The organism is Pseudomonas sp. Je.1.5.c (assembly GCF_051129895.1).
GTDB lineage: Bacteria > Pseudomonadota > Gammaproteobacteria > Pseudomonadales > Pseudomonadaceae > Aquipseudomonas > Aquipseudomonas urmiensis.
This window is the reverse complement of record NZ_JBCPSP010000002.1, coordinates 1-18,814: the sequence shown is the minus strand read 5'-3', so window position 1 is coordinate 18,814 and position 18,814 is coordinate 1. Positions and strand designations below refer to the sequence as shown.

The 18,814-nt window shown below is 63.7% G+C and carries 16 protein-coding genes and 1 pseudogene; 5 read left to right on the top strand and 12 right to left on the bottom strand.

Annotated elements, in window-relative coordinates; translation table 11 throughout:
- Nucleotides 1-195: 195 nt before the first annotated feature.
- Nucleotides 196-1,524: a DUF3100 domain-containing protein gene (locus AAZU54_RS02015; protein WP_186553353.1), complete on the top strand. Its 1,329-nt coding sequence runs from the start codon at nucleotides 196-198 to the stop codon at nucleotides 1,522-1,524.
- A gap of 533 nt (nucleotides 1,525-2,057) precedes the next feature.
- Here AAZU54_RS02015 and AAZU54_RS02010 read toward each other — a convergent pair.
- From AAZU54_RS02010 to AAZU54_RS02000, 3 genes are read right to left on the bottom strand one after another with little or no spacing between them, the layout of a single operon-like run.
- On the bottom strand, nucleotides 2,058-3,215 hold the full coding sequence (locus AAZU54_RS02010; protein WP_186553352.1) for a M20 aminoacylase family protein: 1,158 nt from the start codon (nucleotides 3,213-3,215) through the stop codon (nucleotides 2,058-2,060).
- Nucleotides 3,216-3,220: 5 nt separating this feature from the next.
- Complete coding sequence (locus AAZU54_RS02005; RefSeq protein ID WP_312152721.1) at nucleotides 3,221-4,738, bottom strand: aldehyde dehydrogenase family protein; 1,518 nt, start codon at nucleotides 4,736-4,738, stop codon at nucleotides 3,221-3,223.
- Between the two features lie 3 nt (nucleotides 4,739-4,741).
- Nucleotides 4,742-5,632: an NAD(P)-dependent oxidoreductase gene (locus AAZU54_RS02000; RefSeq protein ID WP_186553350.1), complete on the bottom strand. Its 891-nt coding sequence runs from the start codon at nucleotides 5,630-5,632 to the stop codon at nucleotides 4,742-4,744.
- 179 nt (nucleotides 5,633-5,811) lie between these two features.
- Here AAZU54_RS02000 and AAZU54_RS01995 point away from each other — a divergent pair, with 179 nt between their 5' ends.
- Nucleotides 5,812-6,723, top strand: coding sequence for a LysR family transcriptional regulator (locus tag AAZU54_RS01995; RefSeq protein ID WP_186553349.1), 912 nt, complete (start codon nucleotides 5,812-5,814; stop codon nucleotides 6,721-6,723).
- Between the two features lie 5 nt (nucleotides 6,724-6,728).
- On the opposite strand, the gene AAZU54_RS01990 is transcribed toward AAZU54_RS01995, so the two are convergent.
- The 8 genes from AAZU54_RS01990 to AAZU54_RS01955 form a co-directional block, all read right to left on the bottom strand.
- A complete protein-coding gene (locus tag AAZU54_RS01990; RefSeq protein ID WP_434726442.1) occupies nucleotides 6,729-7,463 on the bottom strand; it encodes a peptidase in 735 nt (244 codons plus the stop codon).
- A gap of 78 nt (nucleotides 7,464-7,541) precedes the next feature.
- Entirely contained in the window at nucleotides 7,542-8,321 is a 780-nt protein-coding gene (locus tag AAZU54_RS01985) for a transglutaminase family protein (RefSeq protein ID WP_434726441.1), read from the bottom strand.
- Complete coding sequence (locus tag AAZU54_RS01980; RefSeq protein WP_264234544.1) at nucleotides 8,318-9,268, bottom strand: alpha-E domain-containing protein; 951 nt, start codon at nucleotides 9,266-9,268, stop codon at nucleotides 8,318-8,320. The genes AAZU54_RS01985 and AAZU54_RS01980 overlap by 4 nt, the downstream gene beginning before the upstream one ends.
- A gap of 3 nt (nucleotides 9,269-9,271) precedes the next feature.
- The gene (locus tag AAZU54_RS01975) at nucleotides 9,272-10,681 is read right to left on the bottom strand and encodes a circularly permuted type 2 ATP-grasp protein (RefSeq protein WP_186553345.1); all 1,410 of its coding nucleotides are present in this window, start codon (nucleotides 10,679-10,681) and stop codon (nucleotides 9,272-9,274) included.
- A 309-nt stretch (nucleotides 10,682-10,990) separates the two neighbouring features.
- Nucleotides 10,991-11,932: a LysR family transcriptional regulator gene (locus AAZU54_RS01970; protein ID WP_186553344.1), complete on the bottom strand. Its 942-nt coding sequence runs from the start codon at nucleotides 11,930-11,932 to the stop codon at nucleotides 10,991-10,993.
- 103 nt (nucleotides 11,933-12,035) lie between these two features.
- Nucleotides 12,036-13,559 carry a tripartite tricarboxylate transporter permease gene (locus AAZU54_RS01965; RefSeq protein ID WP_404689766.1) on the bottom strand — a complete coding sequence of 508 codons (1,524 nt, stop codon included), beginning with the start codon at nucleotides 13,557-13,559 and terminating at the stop codon, nucleotides 12,036-12,038.
- Nucleotides 13,556-14,086: a tripartite tricarboxylate transporter TctB family protein gene (locus AAZU54_RS01960; RefSeq protein WP_186553342.1), complete on the bottom strand. Its 531-nt coding sequence runs from the start codon at nucleotides 14,084-14,086 to the stop codon at nucleotides 13,556-13,558. Before AAZU54_RS01960 ends, AAZU54_RS01965 begins: the two co-directional genes overlap by 4 nt.
- Before the next feature lie 20 nt (nucleotides 14,087-14,106).
- Nucleotides 14,107-15,117, bottom strand: a complete 1,011-nt coding sequence (locus tag AAZU54_RS01955) for a tripartite tricarboxylate transporter substrate binding protein (RefSeq protein WP_186553341.1) — start codon at nucleotides 15,115-15,117, stop codon at nucleotides 14,107-14,109.
- Nucleotides 15,118-15,344: 227 nt separating this feature from the next.
- Here AAZU54_RS01955 and AAZU54_RS01950 point away from each other — a divergent pair, with 227 nt between their 5' ends.
- The 3 genes from AAZU54_RS01950 to AAZU54_RS01940 are packed head-to-tail and all read left to right on the top strand — an operon-like array spanning nucleotide 15,345 to nucleotide 18,632.
- Nucleotides 15,345-16,670, top strand: coding sequence for an MFS transporter (locus AAZU54_RS01950; RefSeq protein ID WP_434726440.1), 1,326 nt, complete (start codon nucleotides 15,345-15,347; stop codon nucleotides 16,668-16,670).
- Nucleotides 16,663-17,622: an amidohydrolase family protein gene (locus tag AAZU54_RS01945; protein WP_434726439.1), complete on the top strand. Its 960-nt coding sequence runs from the start codon at nucleotides 16,663-16,665 to the stop codon at nucleotides 17,620-17,622. Before AAZU54_RS01950 ends, AAZU54_RS01945 begins: the two co-directional genes overlap by 8 nt.
- Nucleotides 17,619-18,632, top strand: coding sequence for a 4-hydroxythreonine-4-phosphate dehydrogenase PdxA (locus AAZU54_RS01940; RefSeq protein ID WP_434726438.1), 1,014 nt, complete (start codon nucleotides 17,619-17,621; stop codon nucleotides 18,630-18,632). The genes AAZU54_RS01945 and AAZU54_RS01940 overlap by 4 nt, the downstream gene beginning before the upstream one ends.
- Before the next feature lie 71 nt (nucleotides 18,633-18,703).
- Here the strand turns inward: AAZU54_RS01940 and AAZU54_RS01935 are convergent.
- Nucleotides 18,704-18,814, bottom strand: a pseudogene (locus AAZU54_RS01935) (IS110 family transposase); the annotation flags it as partial.

Genomic DNA, 18,814 nt, shown 5'->3' with positions numbered 1-18,814 from the left:
GCTCGCAGCGGTGCGGCCCCCGGTTTTACTGGGGATCGCTGCGGACAGTCGGATAAAAACAAAGTGCTCGTCAGCAACCAACCTCCATGCCTGCCATGGATTTGCGATCTGCCCTGGGCACCGAAAGGTGCTCCCTGACAACAACACAACTATTGGGCCGCCGTCGCCGGGGGCTCAGCAGGCAAGGGGACTCACATGCAACACACCGACACACTCGCCATGCGCGAAAACAGCGCGACTTCCGCCACGGTCAAGCTGTACATCTGGGCCGCGATCATCTTGATCGCGGCTGAACTGATCGGCGCTATCAGTATTCCCCTGGGGCCCGGCAAAGTGGTGTTGTTGCCGATGGTCTGGGCGCTGCTGATCGGCGCCGGTATCGGCATCATGAGCCGACGCATGCCAGGCACCATCGGCGTCGACACCGGTGCGCAAGTGCGCGCTGCCTCCATCTTGCAGCCTGCACTGCTGGTGTTCATCGCCAAACTCGGCCTGGTCGTCGGCGGTTCGCTGCCGGTGGTATTCGCCTCGGGCTGGGCGCTGGTGTTTCAGGAATTTGGGCACTTCGTCGGCACGGTGATTCTCGGGTTGCCGGTCGCATTGCTGCTGGGGATCAAGCGTGAAGCAGTGGGCGCGACCTTCTCGGTCGGCCGCGAGCCAAGCTTGGCCATCATCGGCGAGCGCTACGGCATGGACTCCCCAGAGGGCCGTGGCGTGCTGGCCGAGTACCTCACCGGTACCCTGTTCGGCGCGCTGTTCATCGCTATCGTTGCCGGCTTCATCACCAGCCTGGGGATCTTCCACCCCAATTCGCTGGCCATGGGTTCGGGCATCGGTTCGGGCAGCATGATGGCTGCCGCGGCAGGTGCCATCGCCGCCCAGCAAACGCCGGAAGTGGCCAAGGAAGTCATGGCCCTGGCCGCCGCTGCCAACCTGATCACCACCACCTTGGGCACCTACTTCACCCTGTTCATCTCGCTGCCGCTGGCGGTGTGGGGCTACCGTGTGCTGGAGCCGCTGATCGGCCGCACCACCAAGGCCTCGGTGATCGACCAGGGTCCAAGCAGCAGCGACGTGTCGCTGGAAAGCCACGAGCTGGGCTGGGTCGGTCGCGTCAGCGCCTGGTTTGCCGCAGGTGCCCTGGCGCTGATCGCCAACTACGTCGGCTACCAGGTGTTGTCGCCAGAAGCTTTCGCCGGCATGGCGATCATGATCGGTGCCGTGTTTGCCGGTGAAATGCTGTGCAGCCTGCTGGGCCGGAAAATCCCCGCGGTGTGCACGGTCTCGGTGGTTGCCATGTTCCTGACTTCGCCGCTGTGCCCATGGGCCGCTGAAGTGACCCGCCTGACCAACTCGATCAACATGTTGGCGGTGATCACGCCGATGCTGACGTTCGCCGGTCTGTCGATTGCCAAGGACCTGCCAGCGTTCCGCCGCCTGGGCTGGCGCATTGTGCTGGTATCGTTCCTGGCCAACTTCGGCACCTTCATTGGCGCGGTGCTGATTGCTGAGTTCTTCCACTGACAGCGCGTTAACCGCTAGCCCACGTGCGCGGGCTACCTTAACGGCCGACTTTTGTCGGCCGTTTTGCTATCTGCCATTTGCCAATTGCTGGCGATGCTCGATACCAAGGTCTGCGGCCAGAAGTGTTGCGTGTTAATGGTTAGAAGGTTGCCACGCTTTCCCTGCTGAAGTCGCGCAGTGGGTGGCGGCGCCTGGGCTGGTGTTATCTGTTGAAAGTGTGAGGGTGGATGTTCTGGCCTCTTCGCGGGCAAGCCCGCTCCCACAGGCACCCCGTTGACCTCGAAGCCAGCGCGCTACCTGTGGGAGCGGGCTTGCCCGCGAAGAGGCCGGGTCAAGCAACACTAAATAGACAATCAAAAGTTGGCTTTAGCTTGCGCCAGATCTCGGTGATTTGCTGGCTGTTGATCTGAGTACGTGCAGGTCCAGCCGACGCTGCGAAAAGCACAGGCATCTACGCAGCAATTTCGGTTGCTTCAAGGAGGGATAGTGAAGATGTCATCAGGGCATGCGCCGCATGCCCTGATGCAGAAGGCTCAGCGAGCCGGCAGGTTCTGTTCGACCAAAGCGGTCCACACGGCAACGCCTGGCTCGATGACCTGATCGTTGAAATCGTAGTACGGGTTATGCAGGGCCGCCGATGGCTGCTCGCCGTCCACGCCCATCCAGATATAGGCACCCGGGCACGCTTGGAGCATGAAGGCGAAGTCTTCCGAGGCCATCGACGGTTGGCAGCCGAACTGCACCTTGTCTTCACCCAGCGCCAACTGCGCGGCCTGGCTGATGATCTGCGCCTGCTGCACGTGGTTTTCAGTCACCGGGTAGCCGACATTGTAGGTCAGCGCGCCGTGGACGCCGAAGGCGCTCGGCATCTGTGCGACGAACTCGCCAATCAGCTGCTGTACCTTCTCGCGTACCGGCGTTTGCAGGCAGCGCACGGTGCCGCGCAGGGTGGCGGTCTCGGGGATGACGTTGATCGCTTCGCCGGCATTGACCTGGGTCACGCTGATCACCGCGCTGTCCAGTGGCGACAGGCGCCGCGAGGTGATGGTCTGCAAGCCCAGGATCAGCTCTGCGGCGGCGACGATCGGGTCAAAGCCGCGGTCGGGCATGGCGGCGTGGGAGCCTTTGCCGGTCAGGGTGATCTCGAAGGTATCCAGCGAAGCCATCATCGGCCCGGGATTGACCAGCACCTTGCCGGCCGGGACGCCTGGCCAGTTGTGCAGGCCGTAGATCGACTGCATCGGGAACCGCTCGAACAAGCCGTCCTCGATCATCTTCTGCGCGCCACCGAGGTTTTCTTCGGCCGGCTGGAACACGAAATACACGGTGCCGCTGAAGTTGCGCGTTTCGCTCAGGTGGCGTGCCGTGGCCAGCAGGATCGCCGTGTGCCCATCGTGGCCACAGGCATGCATACAACCTTTGTGGTTGGAGCTGTGGCTGCACTGGCCCAGCTCCTGGATCGGCAGCGCGTCCATATCGGCGCGGATGCCGATACTGGGGCCTTCGCCGTTGCGCAGGGTACCGACCACGCCGGTACCGCCCAGGCCGCGATGCACCTCGATGCCGAAGCTGGTCAACAGCTCGGCGACCTTGTCGCTGGTCTGCACTTCCTGAAAGCCCAGCTCCGGCGCCGAGTGGAACTGACGCCGCCAGCTGGTGGCGTCTTTGATCAAGTTGGCTGAAATGCTCATGTTAGTTACTCCAGGCTCGCGCCGTAGCCAAAGCTTGCGGCGGGAACCGCAGCGGTTTCCACCCAGACGCTTTTCACTTCGCTGTACTCGCGCAGCGCGTCCAGGCCCGAAGAGCGGCCATAACCGCTTTCACCGTAGCCGCCAAAGGGCGAGCTGACATGGATGGTCTTGTAGCCGTTGATCCAGAAGGTACCGGCGCGCACCTGTTTGGCCACGCGGTGGGCACGGCCTACGTCGCGGGTCCAGACACCACCGGCCAAGCCGAAGCGGCTGTCGTTGGCGATGCGAATGGCATCGGCTTCGTCTTCGAACGGGATGGCAACCACCACCGGGCCGAAGATTTCTTCCTGGGCGCAGTACAGCGCGTTGTTGCCCGCCAGTACGGTCGGGTTGATGTAGTAGCCAGGCTTGGCCGGGATCGGCTCGGCGCCTTCGCCAACCAGGCGGGCGCCATCTTCCAAGGCACGTTCGACCATGTTTTTCACATGGTTGTACTGCTTGGCGTTGTTGATCGGGCCGATCTGGGTGTGTGGGTCGCTCGGGTCGCCAACGGTGAACTGCTGGGCCGCCTTGGCCAGGGCCTGGGTGAACTTGTCGAAGATCGACGCTTGTACCAGCAGGCGCGACCCAGATACGCAGCTTTGCCCGGCACCGGAGAAAATCGCCGCCTGGGCGCCGCGCAGGGCGACCTCAAGGTCAGCGTCGGCGAAGACGATATTGGCCGACTTGCCGCCCAACTCCAGTACCGCAGGGATGCAGCGCTGCGCCGCCGCGACGGCGATGTGGCGGCCAGTAGCAGGCGAGCCGACGAACACCACCTTGCGAATATCGGCCTTGGCGATCAATTGCTGGCCGATGCTGTGGCCGTAGCCGGCCACCACGTTGACCAGGCCCTTGGGCACGCCAGCACGTTCGATCAGCACTGCGACCACCAGCGAGGACAGCGGGGTCAGTTCCGATGGCTTGAGGATGACTGCGTTACCGGCGGCAATCGCCGGGGCGATCTGCCAGCCGCAGGTGAAGATCGGTGCGTTCCACGGGGTGATCTGCAGCACGGTGCCCAGTGGTTCGTAGGTCACGTAGTTGAGGTGCGAGGTTGGCACCGGGATCACTTCGCCATGCAGCTTGTCGGCCCAGCCGGCGTAGTATTCGAACATCTCGGCGACTTTGGCCACTTCGACCTTGGCGTCGCGTATCGGCTTGTTGGCGGTCAGCGATTCGATCAGTGCCAGGTTGTCGGCGTGTTGGCGAATCAGTGCGCCGATCTGGTACATGGCGCGCCCGCGCGCCTGGCCGGTCATGCCCCACCATTGTTGCTGGGCGGCCTTGGCGGCGCTGTCTGCCTGCGCTACCAAGGCCTCGTCAGCGTCAGGGAAGCTCAGCATGAGGCTATCGTCGTGGGCGTTGCGCACCTCTACCGCTTGGCCATGACCTTCGATGAACTCACCGCCCACGTAGCTGGCGATCACTTGCCGATCGCCCCAGAACGGGCGCATCAGTTGGCTGATTGTTTCAGTGCTCATCGGTTATTCCCCACGGCCAAACAAAGCGTTGTCGGTGCGCTGCACGATGCAGCAGAAATCGTCGGAATCAGGCAGGGTCTGGCTGCTCTGTTGCCACAGTTGCGCGACCAGGCGCGACAGTGGCAGGTCAAGGTCCAGGCTGGCGGTCAGGTCGCTGGCCAAGCCGACGTCCTTGCGCATCAGGCCCATGGTGAAGCCTGAGTCATAGGCCTTGTTCAGTACCCAGGTCGGGAACATCACCTGGCTGGCGCCGCTACGGCCGGAGCCGGCGTTCAGGCCTTGCAGCAGTTTCTCGGGATCGACGCCGGCCTTGGCCGCCATGCTGACGGCTTCGGCGGTGCTGATCAGGTGCGCGGCGGCGAGCATGTTGTTGGCGATCTTGGCAACGTTGCCGGCGCCGACACTGCCGATATGCACGCGGGTGCCGCTCATGGCTTCAAGCACCGGCGTGGCCTTGGCGAGGTCGCCAGGTTCGGCCCCGATCACCATCGACATGGTGCCAGTGGCAGCGCCTTTGGGGCCGCCGGAGACCGGTGCGTCGATAAAACCGATGCGCTGCTCGCGCAGGGCCGCGGCCACCTTGCGGCTGGTCTCGGGGGTAGAAGTGGTGGTGTCGATCACCACCAGGCCGGCACGGCCCAGCTCGAGGATGCCGTCATAACCCAGGCACACGGCTTCGACGTGTTCCGCTTTAGGCAGCGACAGGATCAGCACATCGACCGCCGGGATCAGCTCGGCGCATACGCCGACCGATTTCACCCCGAGGTTTTCCGCCTGGGCCAGGGCTGCGCCCGACAGGTCGAAACCACTCACGTCAAAGCCTTTCCCCGCCAGGGTCGCGGCCATGCCACGGCCCATGTTGCCAAGCCCGATCACACCTACTTTCAAAGTCATGGAGATACTCATCCTCGAATATGTGCCCGCATTGGGTGAAGCAACCCCGTCGGGCCGGTGTGCAAGCGCTGCCGACGTCGCCCTGGGCTGATGGGTCGAGTATGGACAGCCCTCTGTGATCGCAGCAATAATCACTGAAATGAAATTCTGTTGCCTTTAGCGCAACACACAGGAGCCTTATGAGCGTCGTCCAGGATCGCCGCATTCTTTACTTCTTCGAGGCCGTCAAGCTGGGCAGCGTGCGCGCCGCCGCCGATTACCTGGACGTGGCGCCGTCGGCGGTCAGCCGGCAGATCGCCCAGCTCGAACAGGAACTCGGTAGCCCGCTGCTGGAACGGCATCGGCGTGGGGTCAAGCCCACGGAGGCGGGCGATCGGGTGCTGCATTACTACCGTCAGCGCCTGTCGCAGCAGGAAGTGTTGCTCGATTCGCTGCAGGCGCTGCGCGGCTTGCAGAGCGGTTCTGTGGTGCTGGCGGCGGGCGAGGGCTTCATCGATGGCTTGGCGGCGCCGCTTAGCCGGTTTTCCGAGCTATATCCGCGCATCGACCTGCAGGTGAACGTGTGCGGCACCAATGAAGTGATTCGCCAGGTGGTCGAGGACGAAGCGCATCTGGGCCTGGTGTTCAACCCGCCAGGCGATCCGAAGATTCGCTCCCATGCCCACACCCAGCAACCGGTGTGCGTGGCCGTCAGCCCCGATCACCCGCTGGCCAAGGAAACCGCGCCGCTACCGCTCAAGGGCCTGGACAACTATCGTTTGGCGCTGCCAGAGGTGTCCTACGGCATTCGCCAGATCGTCACCCTGGCCGAGCATCGCCTGGGCATCACCCTCAAGCCAACGCTGACCTGCGGCACCTTCGCCATGCTCAAGCGCTTTTCGATGTACGGCGGGGTGACCTTGATGCCAACTTTCGTCATGGAAGAAGAGATTCGCAGCGGCCATCTGGTCGCCCTGGCGCTGCAAAGCGAAGTGTTCAGCTCCCCGGAAACCCACTTGATCAGCCGCCTGGGCCGGCAGTTGAGCGTCGGCGCCAGTCGTTTATTGAGCATGCTTTTGCAGGACATGACCGCGTTCAAGGCGCAGCCTTGAACGCATCACTCTGCCAGGTAGTCGCGTGGCGGAGGGGGCAGCTCGGCTAGCAGCTGTTTCAAGCCATCGCTCCATTGCTGGCGAATTTGCCGGTAGTAAGGGTCGTCGCTGGTAATGCGCAAGCGCTCCATTACCTGCAAGCGGTCTTTGCGATACACCAGCAGATCCAGTGGCATGCCCACCGAGAGGTTGCTGCGGATAGTGGAGTCAAACGAGATCAGGCCGCAGCGAAGCGCCTCATCCAGCGGTGTGCAATAGCTGAGGTTACGATCGAGAATCGGCCTGCCGTACTTGCTCTCGCCCAGTTGCAGGAACGGCGTGTCTGGCGTGGCCTGGAAAAAATTGCCCTGCGCGTAGACGTTGTAGATGCCCATCGGCGCGCCTGCGATCTGCCCGCCGACGATGAACGAGCTGCTCAGCTCGATCTCCTCGGTCAGTACGCTGCGATCGCGCAGCACAACTTCACGCAGGGTTTCGGCGACCAGTACCGTGGCGTCATAGAGCGTGGCGACATTCAGCAGGTGACTGCCAGTGGCGCGGGTCCGTTGTTCGAGCAGGTTGATCACCGATTGCGAGGTGGCCAGATTGCCAGCGGTTTGTAGCACGATCAGCCGATCGCCCGGCACGCTGAACACGAACAGTTTGCCAAAGGTGGAGATCTGGTCGATGCCTGCATTGGTGCGTGAGTCGCTGATGAAAACCAGCCCGTCCGCCAAGTGCATAGCGACGCAGTACGTCATGCTGTTTCCCTTGTTATCTGGATTGGATGATCCCGCCGCGCTCGATGCGACGGGATCTGTTTGTGCAGCGACAGAGGGTTATTGGCGCTGCACCTGGACGTTGGCCATCATCGATTCGACCCCGCCACCACGGCGTACGCCCCTGACCGGGCAGGCATCGAGATAGTCCAGGCCAATCGCCAGCTTCAGGTGCCGTTCCGGTCGGGTCAGCCGGTTGGTGATGTCGAAGCTGTACCAGGCCTGGTCAACCCAGGCTTCGGCCCAGGCGTGGCTGGCCAGGTGGTCTTGGTCCTCGGTGCACAGATAACCGGAGACATAGCGTGCCGGGATACCCAGGCTGCGTGCGCAGGCCAGAAACGCATGGGTATGGTCCTGGCAGACCCCGGCAGCGCCAGCAAAGGCCTCGATGGCCGTAGTGCCCACCGAAGTCGCCCCCGGGCTATACGGCATGTGCTCGGCCAAGGCCTGCATCAGCGCGGTCAGTGCGGCCCGGTCGCGCTGCTCGCCGCAGTGCTGCACCGCGAAGGCTTTGAGGGCATCGCAGGCTTGGGTCAGGTGGCTGCTGCGCAGAAACGGCAAGGGCGACTGACTGCCAGCCTCCCATTCGCAATCCGGGTCGATCTCCACCCGGCCACTGGCCGTGAGGGCGAGGTGGCCATGGGGTTTGTCCAGGGTCAGCACATGCAGGATGTTGCCATAGGGGTCGATCTGGCTGTTGACCTTGCAGGGCAGGTCCAGCTGCCATTCGAGAATGCGCTGGCGCTCACTGCTGCGCGGGGTCAGGCGCAGAAACTGGATGCTGTTGCGCACGTCGCTGGCGTAGCTGTAGGTGGTGTCGTGGCGAATGGACAGTTTCATACGACCTCCAGATAGGAGTTATGCACGCTTTGGCCGAGCCGGTTGATGCGCTCGATGAAATCGCTCAGCCACAGGTGCAGGCCGGCTTCGAGGATTTCATCGATTGCGGTGTAGCGCAGGCGGGCATTGAGTTCGGCGGCCATGCGCTGGGCGGCGCGCCCGGTGCTGCCAGGCAACCCTGCGAGGATCAGGTCGAGCTCTTCGATACAGGCGTGCAACGAACGGGGCACGTCCACCCGCAGCAACAGCAGTTCGGACACCGGACGGGCGCTGGGTGGGGCGCGGTAGATTTCATTGAAGGCTTCATACGAGGTCAGCGCGCGCAACAAGGCGCTCCATTGGTAGTAGCCGCGGGCGGAGTCGTCGCTGACTTCCTCGGAGGCTTCCCCGAACATCTCGTAGCGCGCATCGAGCAGGCGCAGGGTGTTGTCCGCCCGTTCGAGGAAGGTGCCCAGGCGGATGAAGCTGTAGGCGTCGTTGCGCATGATGGTGCCGGAGGTCGCGCCACGGAACAGGTGCGAGCGTTCCTTGACCCAATCGCAGAACTGGCTGATGCCGTAGCGCCCCAGGCCATTGCTGGCAATATTGCGCATTTCGATCCAGGTGGCGTTGATGTTTTCCCACATGTCGGCGGTGATCCGGCCACGCACGGCATGGGCGTTGGTTCGGGCGGCCTGCAGGCAGCAGTAGATGCTGCTGGGGTTGGTCGCATCGAGCGCGAAGAAGTGCAGCATGCGCTCGGTGTCGAGCTCGGTATGCCGCCGGATGTAGTCGTCCAGGGTGCCGGAGGCTAGCAGCGACATGGCCAGCTCGGCGTGGCCATCGCTACGCCCGGCCTGGGGCATCAGCGACAGCGAATAGCTGACCTCGAGCATGCGCGCAAGGTTCTCGGCGCGTTCCAGGTAACGGGACATCCAGTACAGATCGGAAGCGGTTCTTGAGAGCATCGGTCAGTCCTCCACCACCCAGGTGTCCTTGGTGCCGCCGCCCTGCGACGAGTTGACCACCAGCGAGCCTTCTTGCAAGGCGACCCGGGTCAGGCCGCCCGGCACCAGGCGGGTTTCGCTGCCCGACAGGACGAACGGGCGCAGGTCGATGTGGCGTGGCGCGATGCCGTTTTCGACGAAGGTCGGGCAGGTCGACAAGCACAGCGTGGGCTGGGCGATGTAGGCGTGCGGGCGGGCCTTGATGCGGGCCCGAAAATCCTCGATCTGCGCAGCGCTCGCCGCCGGCCCGACCAACATGCCATAGCCACCGGAGCCCTGCGTCTCCTTGACCACCAACTGCGGCAAGTGCGCCAGCACGTGGGACAGGTCCTGCGGCTTGCGGCATTGCCAGGTGGGCACGTTGCGCAGAATCGGCTCCTCGCTGAGGTAGAAGCGGATCATCTCGTCGACATAGGGATAGATCGACTTGTCGTCGGCGACCCCGGTGCCGGCGGCATTGGCCAGGATCACGTTGCCTGCCCGGTACACGGCAATCAGCCCGGGTACGCCGAGCATCGAGTCGGGGTTGAACGACAAGGGGTCGAGGTACTCATCGTCCAGTCGCCGATAGATCACGTCCACTTGCTGGGGCCCGGCTGTGGTGCGCATGTAGACATGGTCGTCGCGCACGAACAGGTCGGCGCCTTCGACCAGCTCGATGCCCATCTCGCGGGCCAGGAACGCATGCTCGAAGTAGGCGCTGTTGAAGCGCCCCGGGGTGAGCACTACTGCGGTAGGGTTGTCCAGCGGGCTGGCGCTCTTGAGTGTGTCGAGCAGCAGGTTGGGGTAGTGGTCGATGGGCGCGATGCGCTGGGCGGCGAACAGCTCGGGGAACAGGCGCATCATCATCTTGCGGTCTTCGAGCATGTAGCTGACCCCGCTGGGGGTGCGCAGGTTGTCCTCCAGCACGTAGTAGGTGCCATCGCTGTCGCGAACCAGGTCGACCCCGGTGATATGCGCATAGAGGCCGCGATGCAGATGCAGGCCCTGCATGGCGACCTGGTAGCCCTCGTTGGCCAGCACCTGCTCAGGCGGGATGATGCCGGCCTTGAGGATGCGCTGGTCGTGGTAGATGTCCTGCAGGAACAGGTTCAGCGCCTGTACCCGCTGGATGCAGCCGCGCTCAACGGTGCGCCACTCGCTGGCGCGGATGCTGCGGGGGATGATGTCGAACGGGATCAGGCGTTCGGTGTCTTGCTTGTCGCCGTACAGCGTGAAAGTGATACCGGCACGATGAAACAGCAAGTCGGCCTCGCGCCGACGTTGCTCCAGCAGCTCCAGTGGGGTGTTCGCCAGCCAGCGGGCGAAGGCTTGATAATGTGGGCGGCAACTTCCGTTAGCCTCATACATTTCATTGAAAAACGCTCGGGACATACCCACTCCTTGCCACGTCTAGTCGGCATTCTTATCGTCGGCGGCGCTATTGCAGGGCGCTGCAAGTCAGCACTGCAATGACGATGCCGAAACGCTTGGGGCAGGGGTGATAAGTGCAGAACGTGCAACAAACAGCCGATGTGCGCTGTTTGCTATCAAAAAAGCGGACCTATTGAGTGGATTACTGGCCAATGGCCGGGCGTCGCCGGCTTTGCCACGCCTTGGGCATTATTGAAAATGCCTCAAAACAGAGCGCGGCGGACGTTGCCTGTGAAGATGACCCTAAGTGGTGCCTGGCCTGAACCAAGATCAGGTCGAACGCCCTTGCTCAGCCCGCACCGCCGCCATGAACGTCTGCATCGCTGACGACTGCACGCGATTGCGCCGGGTAATCAACCCATAAGGCGGCAGGCGCGGCTCAAGCTGGATCGGCAGCACCGCCAGCAAGTGCCGCCCTGGGTAGTCGTCGACCACCGAGCGCGGGGTGATGCCAATCATGTCGGTCTGCTGCAGCAACGACAGCAAGGTCATGATCGAGGTGGTCTCGACGATGCTGCTAGGCAAGTCGATCCGGGCATTGTGGAACGCCTGGTTGACGATGGTGCGCATCGGGCTTGGATGCTGTTGCAGCACCCAGGTCATTTCCTGCAGCTCGGTCCAGGCGATCTTTTTCACCTTGGCCAGCGGGTGCTGGGCGCCGGTGATCACGCACAGCTCCTCTTCGCCGAGGCTGTCGAACTGCAAGTCGTCGGTACGCGCATTGCTCGGGATGCGCCCCAGCACCACATCCAGCTGGTCCTGTTGCAGGGCCTGGACCAAGACATCGCTGGTGTCCACCTGCAGGCTCATCGACAGCCGTGGGTGGCTCTGCTTGAGGGTGGCGATGGTGCGCGTCAGCAAGCCTGAGGCCAGCGCTGGAATGGCGCCGATGGTGACCCGGCCGAGGTTGCCCGATTCCAGCGCGACCATTTCCTCGCGCATGCCCGACAGCTCGGCGAAGATCATCCGCGCGTAGTAGATCAGTGTTTCGCCGAACGGCGTTGCGCGCATGCCGCGGGCCAGGCGTTCGAACAACTCGACGCCGAGCAGGTCCTCGGCTTCGTGGAGCATCTTGGTGGCGGCCGGTTGGGTCATGCCGATCTCTTCGGCGGCGCGGCGCAGCGAGCCGAGTTCGTCCAGGGCCAGCATCAGGCGCAGTTGCCGCAGGCGCAGCCGGCTGTGGATGATGTTGGCGTCGGGGATGCGGGACATGGTCTGGCTCGTGGGCATAGGGGAGGCCAAGATTGACAAGAAATGGAGGAGGGCGCCACCGCCGCGGGGCAGGCGCGCCCTCAAGGCGGTGGTGACTGCAAGGTTATGCCGGGCGCCGGGCCAGCTTGCGCCCGAGCACGCTGCGTAGACTGGCGATGGCCTTGGCCAGCAGCGGCCAGAACAGCATCACCAGAGCCGCGCTGGTCAGGCTGGCCACCAGCGGGTTGGACCAGAAGATCGCCAACTGCCCGTCGGAGAACAGCATCGACTGGCGGAAGGCGTCCTCGGCCTTGTCACCCAGCACCGCTGCCAGCACCAGCGGGGCGATCGGATAGCCGAGTTTCTTGAACAGGTAGCCCAGCGCACCGAAGATCAGCATCAGGCCGACGTCGGTCATCGAGTTGTGCACCGAGTAGGCACCGATGGCGCAGACCATGATGATGATCGGCGCGATGATCGAGAACGGGATGCGCAGGATCGAGGCGAACAATGGCACCGTGGCCAGCACCACGATCAGGCTGACGACGTTGCCCAGGTACATGCTGGCGATCAGCCCCCAGACGAAGTCGTGCTGTTCGACGAACAGTGTCGGCCCTGGATGCAGCCCCCAGATCATCAGGCCACCGAGCATCACCGCGGCGGTTGCCGAGCCGGGGATGCCCAGCGTCAACATCGGTAGCAAGGCGCTGGTGCCGGCGCTGTGGTCGGCGGTTTCCGGGGCGATCACCCCTTCCACCTCGCCACTGCCAAAGCGCTCGCGGTTTTTCGAGAAGCGCCGCGCCAGGCTGTAGCTCATGAACGAGGCGGCGGTCGGCCCGCCTGGGGTGACGCCCATCCAGCAACCGACCAGCGCACTGCGCAGCCAGGTCAGCCAGTAGCGCGGCAGCTTGGCCCAGGTGCGCAGGATCACCATCGGCGTGATGCGCGCCCGCTCACCACGAAACACCAGCCCTTCCTCCACCGTGCAGAGGATTTCGCCGATGCCGAACAGGCCGATCACCGCCACCTCGAAGCTGAGCCCCGAGAGCAGCCAGGGTTGCTCGAAGGTCAGGCGCAGTTCGCCGGACACGGTGTCCATGCCGACGGCGGCCATGCCGAAGCCGATCATCATCGCTACCAGGGTCTTGAGCGGTGGGTTCTTGCTCAGGCCGATGAAAGTGCAGAACGCCAGCAGATAGACGGCAAAGAACTCCGGTGAGCTGAACTGCAAGGCGAAGCGGGCGATATGGGTCGACAGGAAGGTCAGCAGCAACACCCCGACCAGCGCGCCGAGCAGCGCCGAGGTGAACGCGGCGGTCAGCGCTTCGCCGGCCTGGCCGTTGCGCGCCATCGGGTAGCCGTCGAAGGTGGTCGCCACCGACGACGGTTCGCCGGGTATGTTGAACAGGATCGAGGTGATCGAGCCGCCGAACAACGCCCCCCAGTACATGCACGACAGCAGGATGATCGCCGACACCGGCTCCATGGTGAAGGTCAGCGGCAGCAGCAGCGCCACGCCATTCGGTGCGCCCAGCCCAGGCAGCACGCCGACCAGAATCCCCAGCAGCACGCCGACCACCATCAGGCCTAGGTGATGTGCGCTGAGGATCAGGCTCATGCCTTGCATCAACGAGTCGATTTCACTCATGGTCGCAGCCCTCCCAGCACATTGGCCACGTCACCCAGCAGGCCAGCTGGCAGCGGCACCTTGAACCACAACGCGAAGATCAGGTAGCTGGCCAGTGCGGCGCCGCAGGACACCAGCACCATGGTCAGCCAGCGATGGCCCTGACCTGCGCGCCGTGCGCGCCACATGAACCAGGCGATGAACAGGATCGAGGCCAGGTAGATACCGGTGAACGGTATGGCGGCGACAAAGCCCACGATCGGCAGGAACACCGCCAGCACCTGGCGAAACGCCTGGCGGCCGACGAAGGATTCAGCAACCGCTGGGCGGCGCAGCAATGCCAGCAGCAGATTGCCGAGGCTGGCGCAGCTCAGCAGCAGGCCGATGTAGAAGGGGAAGTAGCCGGCCTCGGGGCCGGCATCGCCCCAGCCGATGCCGATCGCCAGGCTGCCGTGCATGAGGATGGCGCCCAATGCGCCGGTGAACAGGGCAAGGCCGGTTTCCACCCAGCGGGTGGCAACCAGCGGTGTGTCTGAGGGGCTGGACATGGTGCTCTCCCTTGCAAGGTTCACTGGCGCAGCCAGCCGGCATCCTGGAACAGCGGGATGACCCGCTCACGGTCCTGTTCGATGTAGCTGACCAACGCCTGCCCCTCAAGGAAGGTCGGTGCCAGGGCCGAACGCTCGATATAGGCCTTGAACTCCGGGGTCTGGCTGACCTTGCGCAGCAGTTCGACATAGAAACTGCGTTGCGCCTCGCTGATCGCTCCCGGCAGGAACACCGTGCGCGGGAAGCGGTACTGATCGATGCCCAGGCCCTGCTCATGGCAGGTGGGGATGTCGGCCCAGGACTGCTCGGCGGTGACCTTTTCCTGGTAGATCATGCGTTCGTGGCTGAACACGCACAGCGGCCTGACCTGGCCGCCACGCCATTGGCTGAGGCTTTCGGCGGGGTTGTTGAGGTTGGCCGCGATGTGCTTGCCGGCCAACTGGATCGAAGCCTCGCTGCCGCTCTTGAACGGGATGTAGGTGAGCTTGCTGCCGACCTGCTTGCCGATCAGCAGGGCCAGGGTCTGGTCGACATCTTTCGACTGGCTGCCACCAAAGCGCAGCTTGCCGCCATCAGCCAACGCGCCTTTGAACGCTGCGGCATCGGCCCAGGGTGCATCCTGATAGGTCCAGAGAATGAAGTCGTCCTCGGCCACCGCTGCCACTGGCGTGAGGTCGGTCCACTGGTAGCCGAGCTTGGCCACCAGCGGCAACAGGTACACATTGTTGGTGCCGATCACCAGTTTGTGCGCATCGCCCTGGGCCAGCTTCATGTCGAGAAAGGCTTCGGCGCCGTTGCCGCCACCTTTGTTGAGCACCACGGTATTGACGTCCAGCAGCTGATGCTGGCTGATCGCCGACTGGATCAGCCGGGCCAGTTGATCGGTGCCGCCGCCCGGGCCGCCGGCGACCACGATCTCCACGTTCTTCTGGGGTTTCCAGGCCTCGGCGAGGGCGGGCAGGGCGGGGGCGCTGAGCAGGGCGCAGGTGGCCAGGAACGACGACAGGTGACGCGCGTAGGCGTATCGCATGGGTGACCTCTTGTTGTCTTTGTTATGGGTAGCCGCAGTGTGCGAAGGGAACCGATAAGCGTCTATTCAAAGTTAGGCATACATCGATAGCCCTGGGTTATAGCTGAGCGATAACCTCAGGCAATGGCTGTATGAGCAGCTTTGATTAGACGGTTATCGTTGCGCCGGCCATAGTCGCTGTGCCGGCAACGACCGGATCACAACAATAACAAGCAGAGGTAGCTCCTATGGCTCAGGCACAAACGGCTGTGCTGCAAGCTGCGCGTTCAGCCGATAAAGCAGTCGCGCTGAAGGCCAGCAACGTGCGCTGGCGCATCTTCGCCATCATCTTTGCACTGACGGTGATCAACTTGATCGACCGTGTTTCGCTGTCGATCGCCATGCCCACCATTGCCGCCGAATTCGAACTTTCGCCGAGCATGCAAGGGCTGATTCTGAGCAGTTTCTTCTGGGCCTATGCGTTGTTGCAGATCCCTGGCGGCTGGTTGATCGACCGCTTTGGTCCGCGCCGGGTGATCGGCTGGTCAACGGGTTTATGGGGGGCTTTCCAGACCCTCGCGGCATTCGCCACGGGCGGGTTGTCACTGATGTTCGCGCGGGTGGCGCTGGGCGCTGCGGAGGCGCCGTTGTTTCCCTCCGGCGGCAAACTCAATTCGCTCTGGCTCGGCCCCAGCGAGCGCAGCCGCGGCGCCGTGCTGATGGACTGCGGCGGCCCGCTGGGGGCTGCGCTTGGCGGGCTGATCATTGCCTACCTGATTGTTGTGCTCGGCTCCTGGCGCATCGCCTTTTTCGTCGCCGGCATCGCCACCCTGGCCATGGCCTGGCTGGCTTGGCACTACTTGCGCGACAACCCCGCCGAACATGCCTCGGTCAATGCCGCCGAGCTTGAGCAAATCAATGGTGGGCGCGCCGTACCAGCCGCTGAAGCGGCGCAGCAACAGGCTAAAGGCCTGGGCATCGCGCCACGTTCGCTGACCGGCATCCTGCTCGGGCGCGCCAGTTGGGCCATGGTGTTCTTCGGCCTGTTGACCTGGGGGCCGAGCTATCTGGCCCATGCCCGCGGTTTTGATATCAAAGGCATCGGCGCTGCCACCTTCATCATCTTCCTGTGCGGTGCGCTGGGTTCGCTGGTCGGCGGCTTCCTGTGCGACATGCTGATCCGCAAGGGCGTGCGCCGAGGCCTGGCGGCCAAGGGGCTACTGACCTTTTCCGGCCTGGTGGCGCTGTGCGCGTTACTCCTGCTGCCTGGCCTGAGCAATGCCTATGCCGCTGTAGCGCTGCTGTCGCTGACGGCGTTCTTCCTCATGTGGGGCAGCCTCTACTGGAGCTTCCCAGCGTTGCTCGCCGCGCCCTCGCGGGTAGGCCTGATCGGCGGCGTGATGAACCTCGCCGGCAGCCTGGGCGGCATCGTCGTGCCGATTCTGGTTGGCGTTCTGCTGCAGCACCTGGGCGGTTACCCGGCGGTGCTCGGCTTCTTTGCCCTGTGTTCGGCGCTGTTCATCGTCGGCACGTTGTTGATCGCTCTGGACAAGACCGAGGTTAACCATGGCTGAGTTGTACGACGGGCCAATCGTCGATGCCCACCATCATTTCTGGGACCCCGTGAACAACCCGCATCCGTGGTTGGCGGCGAGTGCCAATATCCCGTTTCGCTACGGCGACTACAGCGCGCTCAAGCGCCGTTACTTCCCGCAGGATTATTTTGCCGATGCGGGCGAGCACCAGGTGGTCGAGACGGTGTACGTGGAAACGGAGTGGGACCCAAACGACCCCATCGGCGAGTCCCGCTTCATCCATGCTCTGGCTGCCCGCTACGGCACGCCCAATGCGGTGGTTGCCCAGGCCTGGCTGGATGCCGACGATGCCCCGCAGGTGCTGGCAGCCCAAGCGGGCTTTGCGCGGGTACGCAGCGTTCGGCACAAACCGGGTGGGCCCACCCAGCCCGACCAGGTCGGCCGTTCGCACAGCTTGATGAGCGATGAGCAGTGGCGCCGTGGCTACGCCGAGCTGGGTCGCCATGGTCTGCACTTCGACCTGCAGACGCCGTGGTGGAACCTCGACGAGGCGGCGCGCCTGGCGCGGGATTTCCCCAATACCTTGCTGATTCTCAATCATGCCGGGCTGCCGTCCGATCGCAGCGCCCAGGGCCTGGCCGACTGGCAGGCGGCCATGGCGCGCTTCGCCCGTTGCGACAACGTCGCGGTGAAGATCTCCGGCATTGGCCAGGCCGGCAAGCCGTGGCGCGTCGAGGACAACGCCTGGATCGTGCGCCAGGTCATCGCCCTGTTCGGCAGCGAACGGGCGATGTTCGCCAGCAACTTCCCGGTCGATGGCCTGTGCGGCAGCTTCGATGATATCTACCGCGGCTTCAAGCGCATCGTTGCCGACTTGCCGTCTACCACCCAGGAACAACTTTTTCTGCGCAATGCACGGCGGATCTACCGCACTGTGCCCGACACCCTGCGCCATGCCCAGCTATCGCCCGACATGAGGACTCCCGTATGAGCAAGCAAACCCTTCCACGCCTGGCCATGGTGCTCGGCGACCCGGCCGGTATCGGCCCCGAGCTGATCGCCCGGCTGCTGGCCGAAGCGCAGGTACGCAGCCAGGCGCATGTGGTGTTGATCGCCGATGAGGACGAAGTGCGCCGCGGTATGCAGATCGCCGGTTGCGAGTTCCCCTATCGGCGGGTCGACTCGTTGCAGACCCTGGACTTCGCCGATGACACGCCGTTGCTCTACCCGTATCGCGGCCAGGCCCAGGGCGCCTTTGCGCGCAGCGAAGCCAGTGTGATTGGCGGGCGCTACAGCCTGGATACCTTGGCCGTGGCGCTCGAGCTAACCCAGTCAGGCAATACCGACGCGATACTGTTCGGGCCACTGAACAAGACCTCGCTGCACCTGGCAGGCATGGGCCACAGTGACGAGCTGCACTGGTTTGCCGAGCACCTGGACTTCACCGGGCCGTTCTGCGAGTTCAACGTGCTCGATGCGTTGTGGACCTCGCGGGTTACCTCGCACGTGGCCCTGGCCGAGGTGCCGGGCCTGCTCAGCCAGCAGCGAGTGCTCGAAGCGATTGGCTTGATCGACACCGCGCTCAAACGCAGCGGTCTCGTCCGCCCGCGTATCGGGGTGTGCGGCCTGAACCCGCACAATGGCGACAACGGCAGCTTTGGCCGTGAAGAGTTGGACATTATCGGCCCGGCTGTGCAGCGGGCGCGTGAGCAGGGCATCGATGCCGATGGCCCGTATCCTGGCGACACCATCTTCCTCAAGGTGCAGGGCGATGCCAAGGCGTTCGATGCGGTGGTGACCATGTATCACGACCAAGGCCAGATCGCCATCAAGCTGATGGGCTTCTCGCGCGGCGTCACCGTACAGGGCGGCCTGCCGATCGCCATCACCACCCCAGCCCACGGTACTGCCTTCGACATCGCAGGGCAGGGCAAGGCCAATGTCGGTGCCACCCGCCAGGCCTTCGAAATTGCCTGTCGCATGGGCCGCAACGCCCGCTGAGTGCCCGGCGGCTTTGCCTGACACAACTCAATCCCCACGGTTTGTACGGGGCCCTGTGGGAGATTCTATGGTTATGGGCAAGCCAATTTCATAGCTCTGGTGATGTATTCGCCCTGATTTTTCATCAGGGCGAAAGCCACGCGGGCAAGCTTTCGAGCCAAGATGACCAAGGCTTGGGTTGT

Coding starts and splice junctions, on each gene's coding strand:
- AAZU54_RS02005 (WP_312152721.1), bottom strand. CDS start 4,738: ATGAGCACTGAAACAATCAGCCAACTGATGCGCCCGTTCTGGGGCGAT.
- AAZU54_RS02000 (WP_186553350.1), bottom strand. CDS start 5,632: ATGACTTTGAAAGTAGGTGTGATCGGGCTTGGCAACATGGGCCGTGGC.
- AAZU54_RS02010 (WP_186553352.1), bottom strand. CDS start 3,215: ATGAGCATTTCAGCCAACTTGATCAAAGACGCCACCAGCTGGCGGCGT.
- AAZU54_RS01995 (WP_186553349.1), top strand. CDS start 5,812: ATGAGCGTCGTCCAGGATCGCCGCATTCTTTACTTCTTCGAGGCCGTC.
- AAZU54_RS01960 (WP_186553342.1), bottom strand. CDS start 14,086: ATGTCCAGCCCCTCAGACACACCGCTGGTTGCCACCCGCTGGGTGGAA.
- AAZU54_RS01985 (WP_434726441.1), bottom strand. CDS start 8,321: ATGAAACTGTCCATTCGCCACGACACCACCTACAGCTACGCCAGCGAC.
- AAZU54_RS01955 (WP_186553341.1), bottom strand. CDS start 15,117: ATGCGATACGCCTACGCGCGTCACCTGTCGTCGTTCCTGGCCACCTGC.
- AAZU54_RS01940 (WP_434726438.1), top strand. CDS start 17,619: ATGAGCAAGCAAACCCTTCCACGCCTGGCCATGGTGCTCGGCGACCCG.
- AAZU54_RS02015 (WP_186553353.1), top strand. CDS start 196: ATGCAACACACCGACACACTCGCCATGCGCGAAAACAGCGCGACTTCC.
- AAZU54_RS01945 (WP_434726439.1), top strand. CDS start 16,663: ATGGCTGAGTTGTACGACGGGCCAATCGTCGATGCCCACCATCATTTC.
- AAZU54_RS01990 (WP_434726442.1), bottom strand. CDS start 7,463: ATGACGTACTGCGTCGCTATGCACTTGGCGGACGGGCTGGTTTTCATC.
- AAZU54_RS01970 (WP_186553344.1), bottom strand. CDS start 11,932: ATGTCCCGCATCCCCGACGCCAACATCATCCACAGCCGGCTGCGCCTG.
- AAZU54_RS01950 (WP_434726440.1), top strand. CDS start 15,345: ATGGCTCAGGCACAAACGGCTGTGCTGCAAGCTGCGCGTTCAGCCGAT.
- AAZU54_RS01975 (WP_186553345.1), bottom strand. CDS start 10,681: ATGTCCCGAGCGTTTTTCAATGAAATGTATGAGGCTAACGGAAGTTGC.
- AAZU54_RS01980 (WP_264234544.1), bottom strand. CDS start 9,268: ATGCTCTCAAGAACCGCTTCCGATCTGTACTGGATGTCCCGTTACCTG.
- AAZU54_RS01965 (WP_404689766.1), bottom strand. CDS start 13,559: ATGAGTGAAATCGACTCGTTGATGCAAGGCATGAGCCTGATCCTCAGC.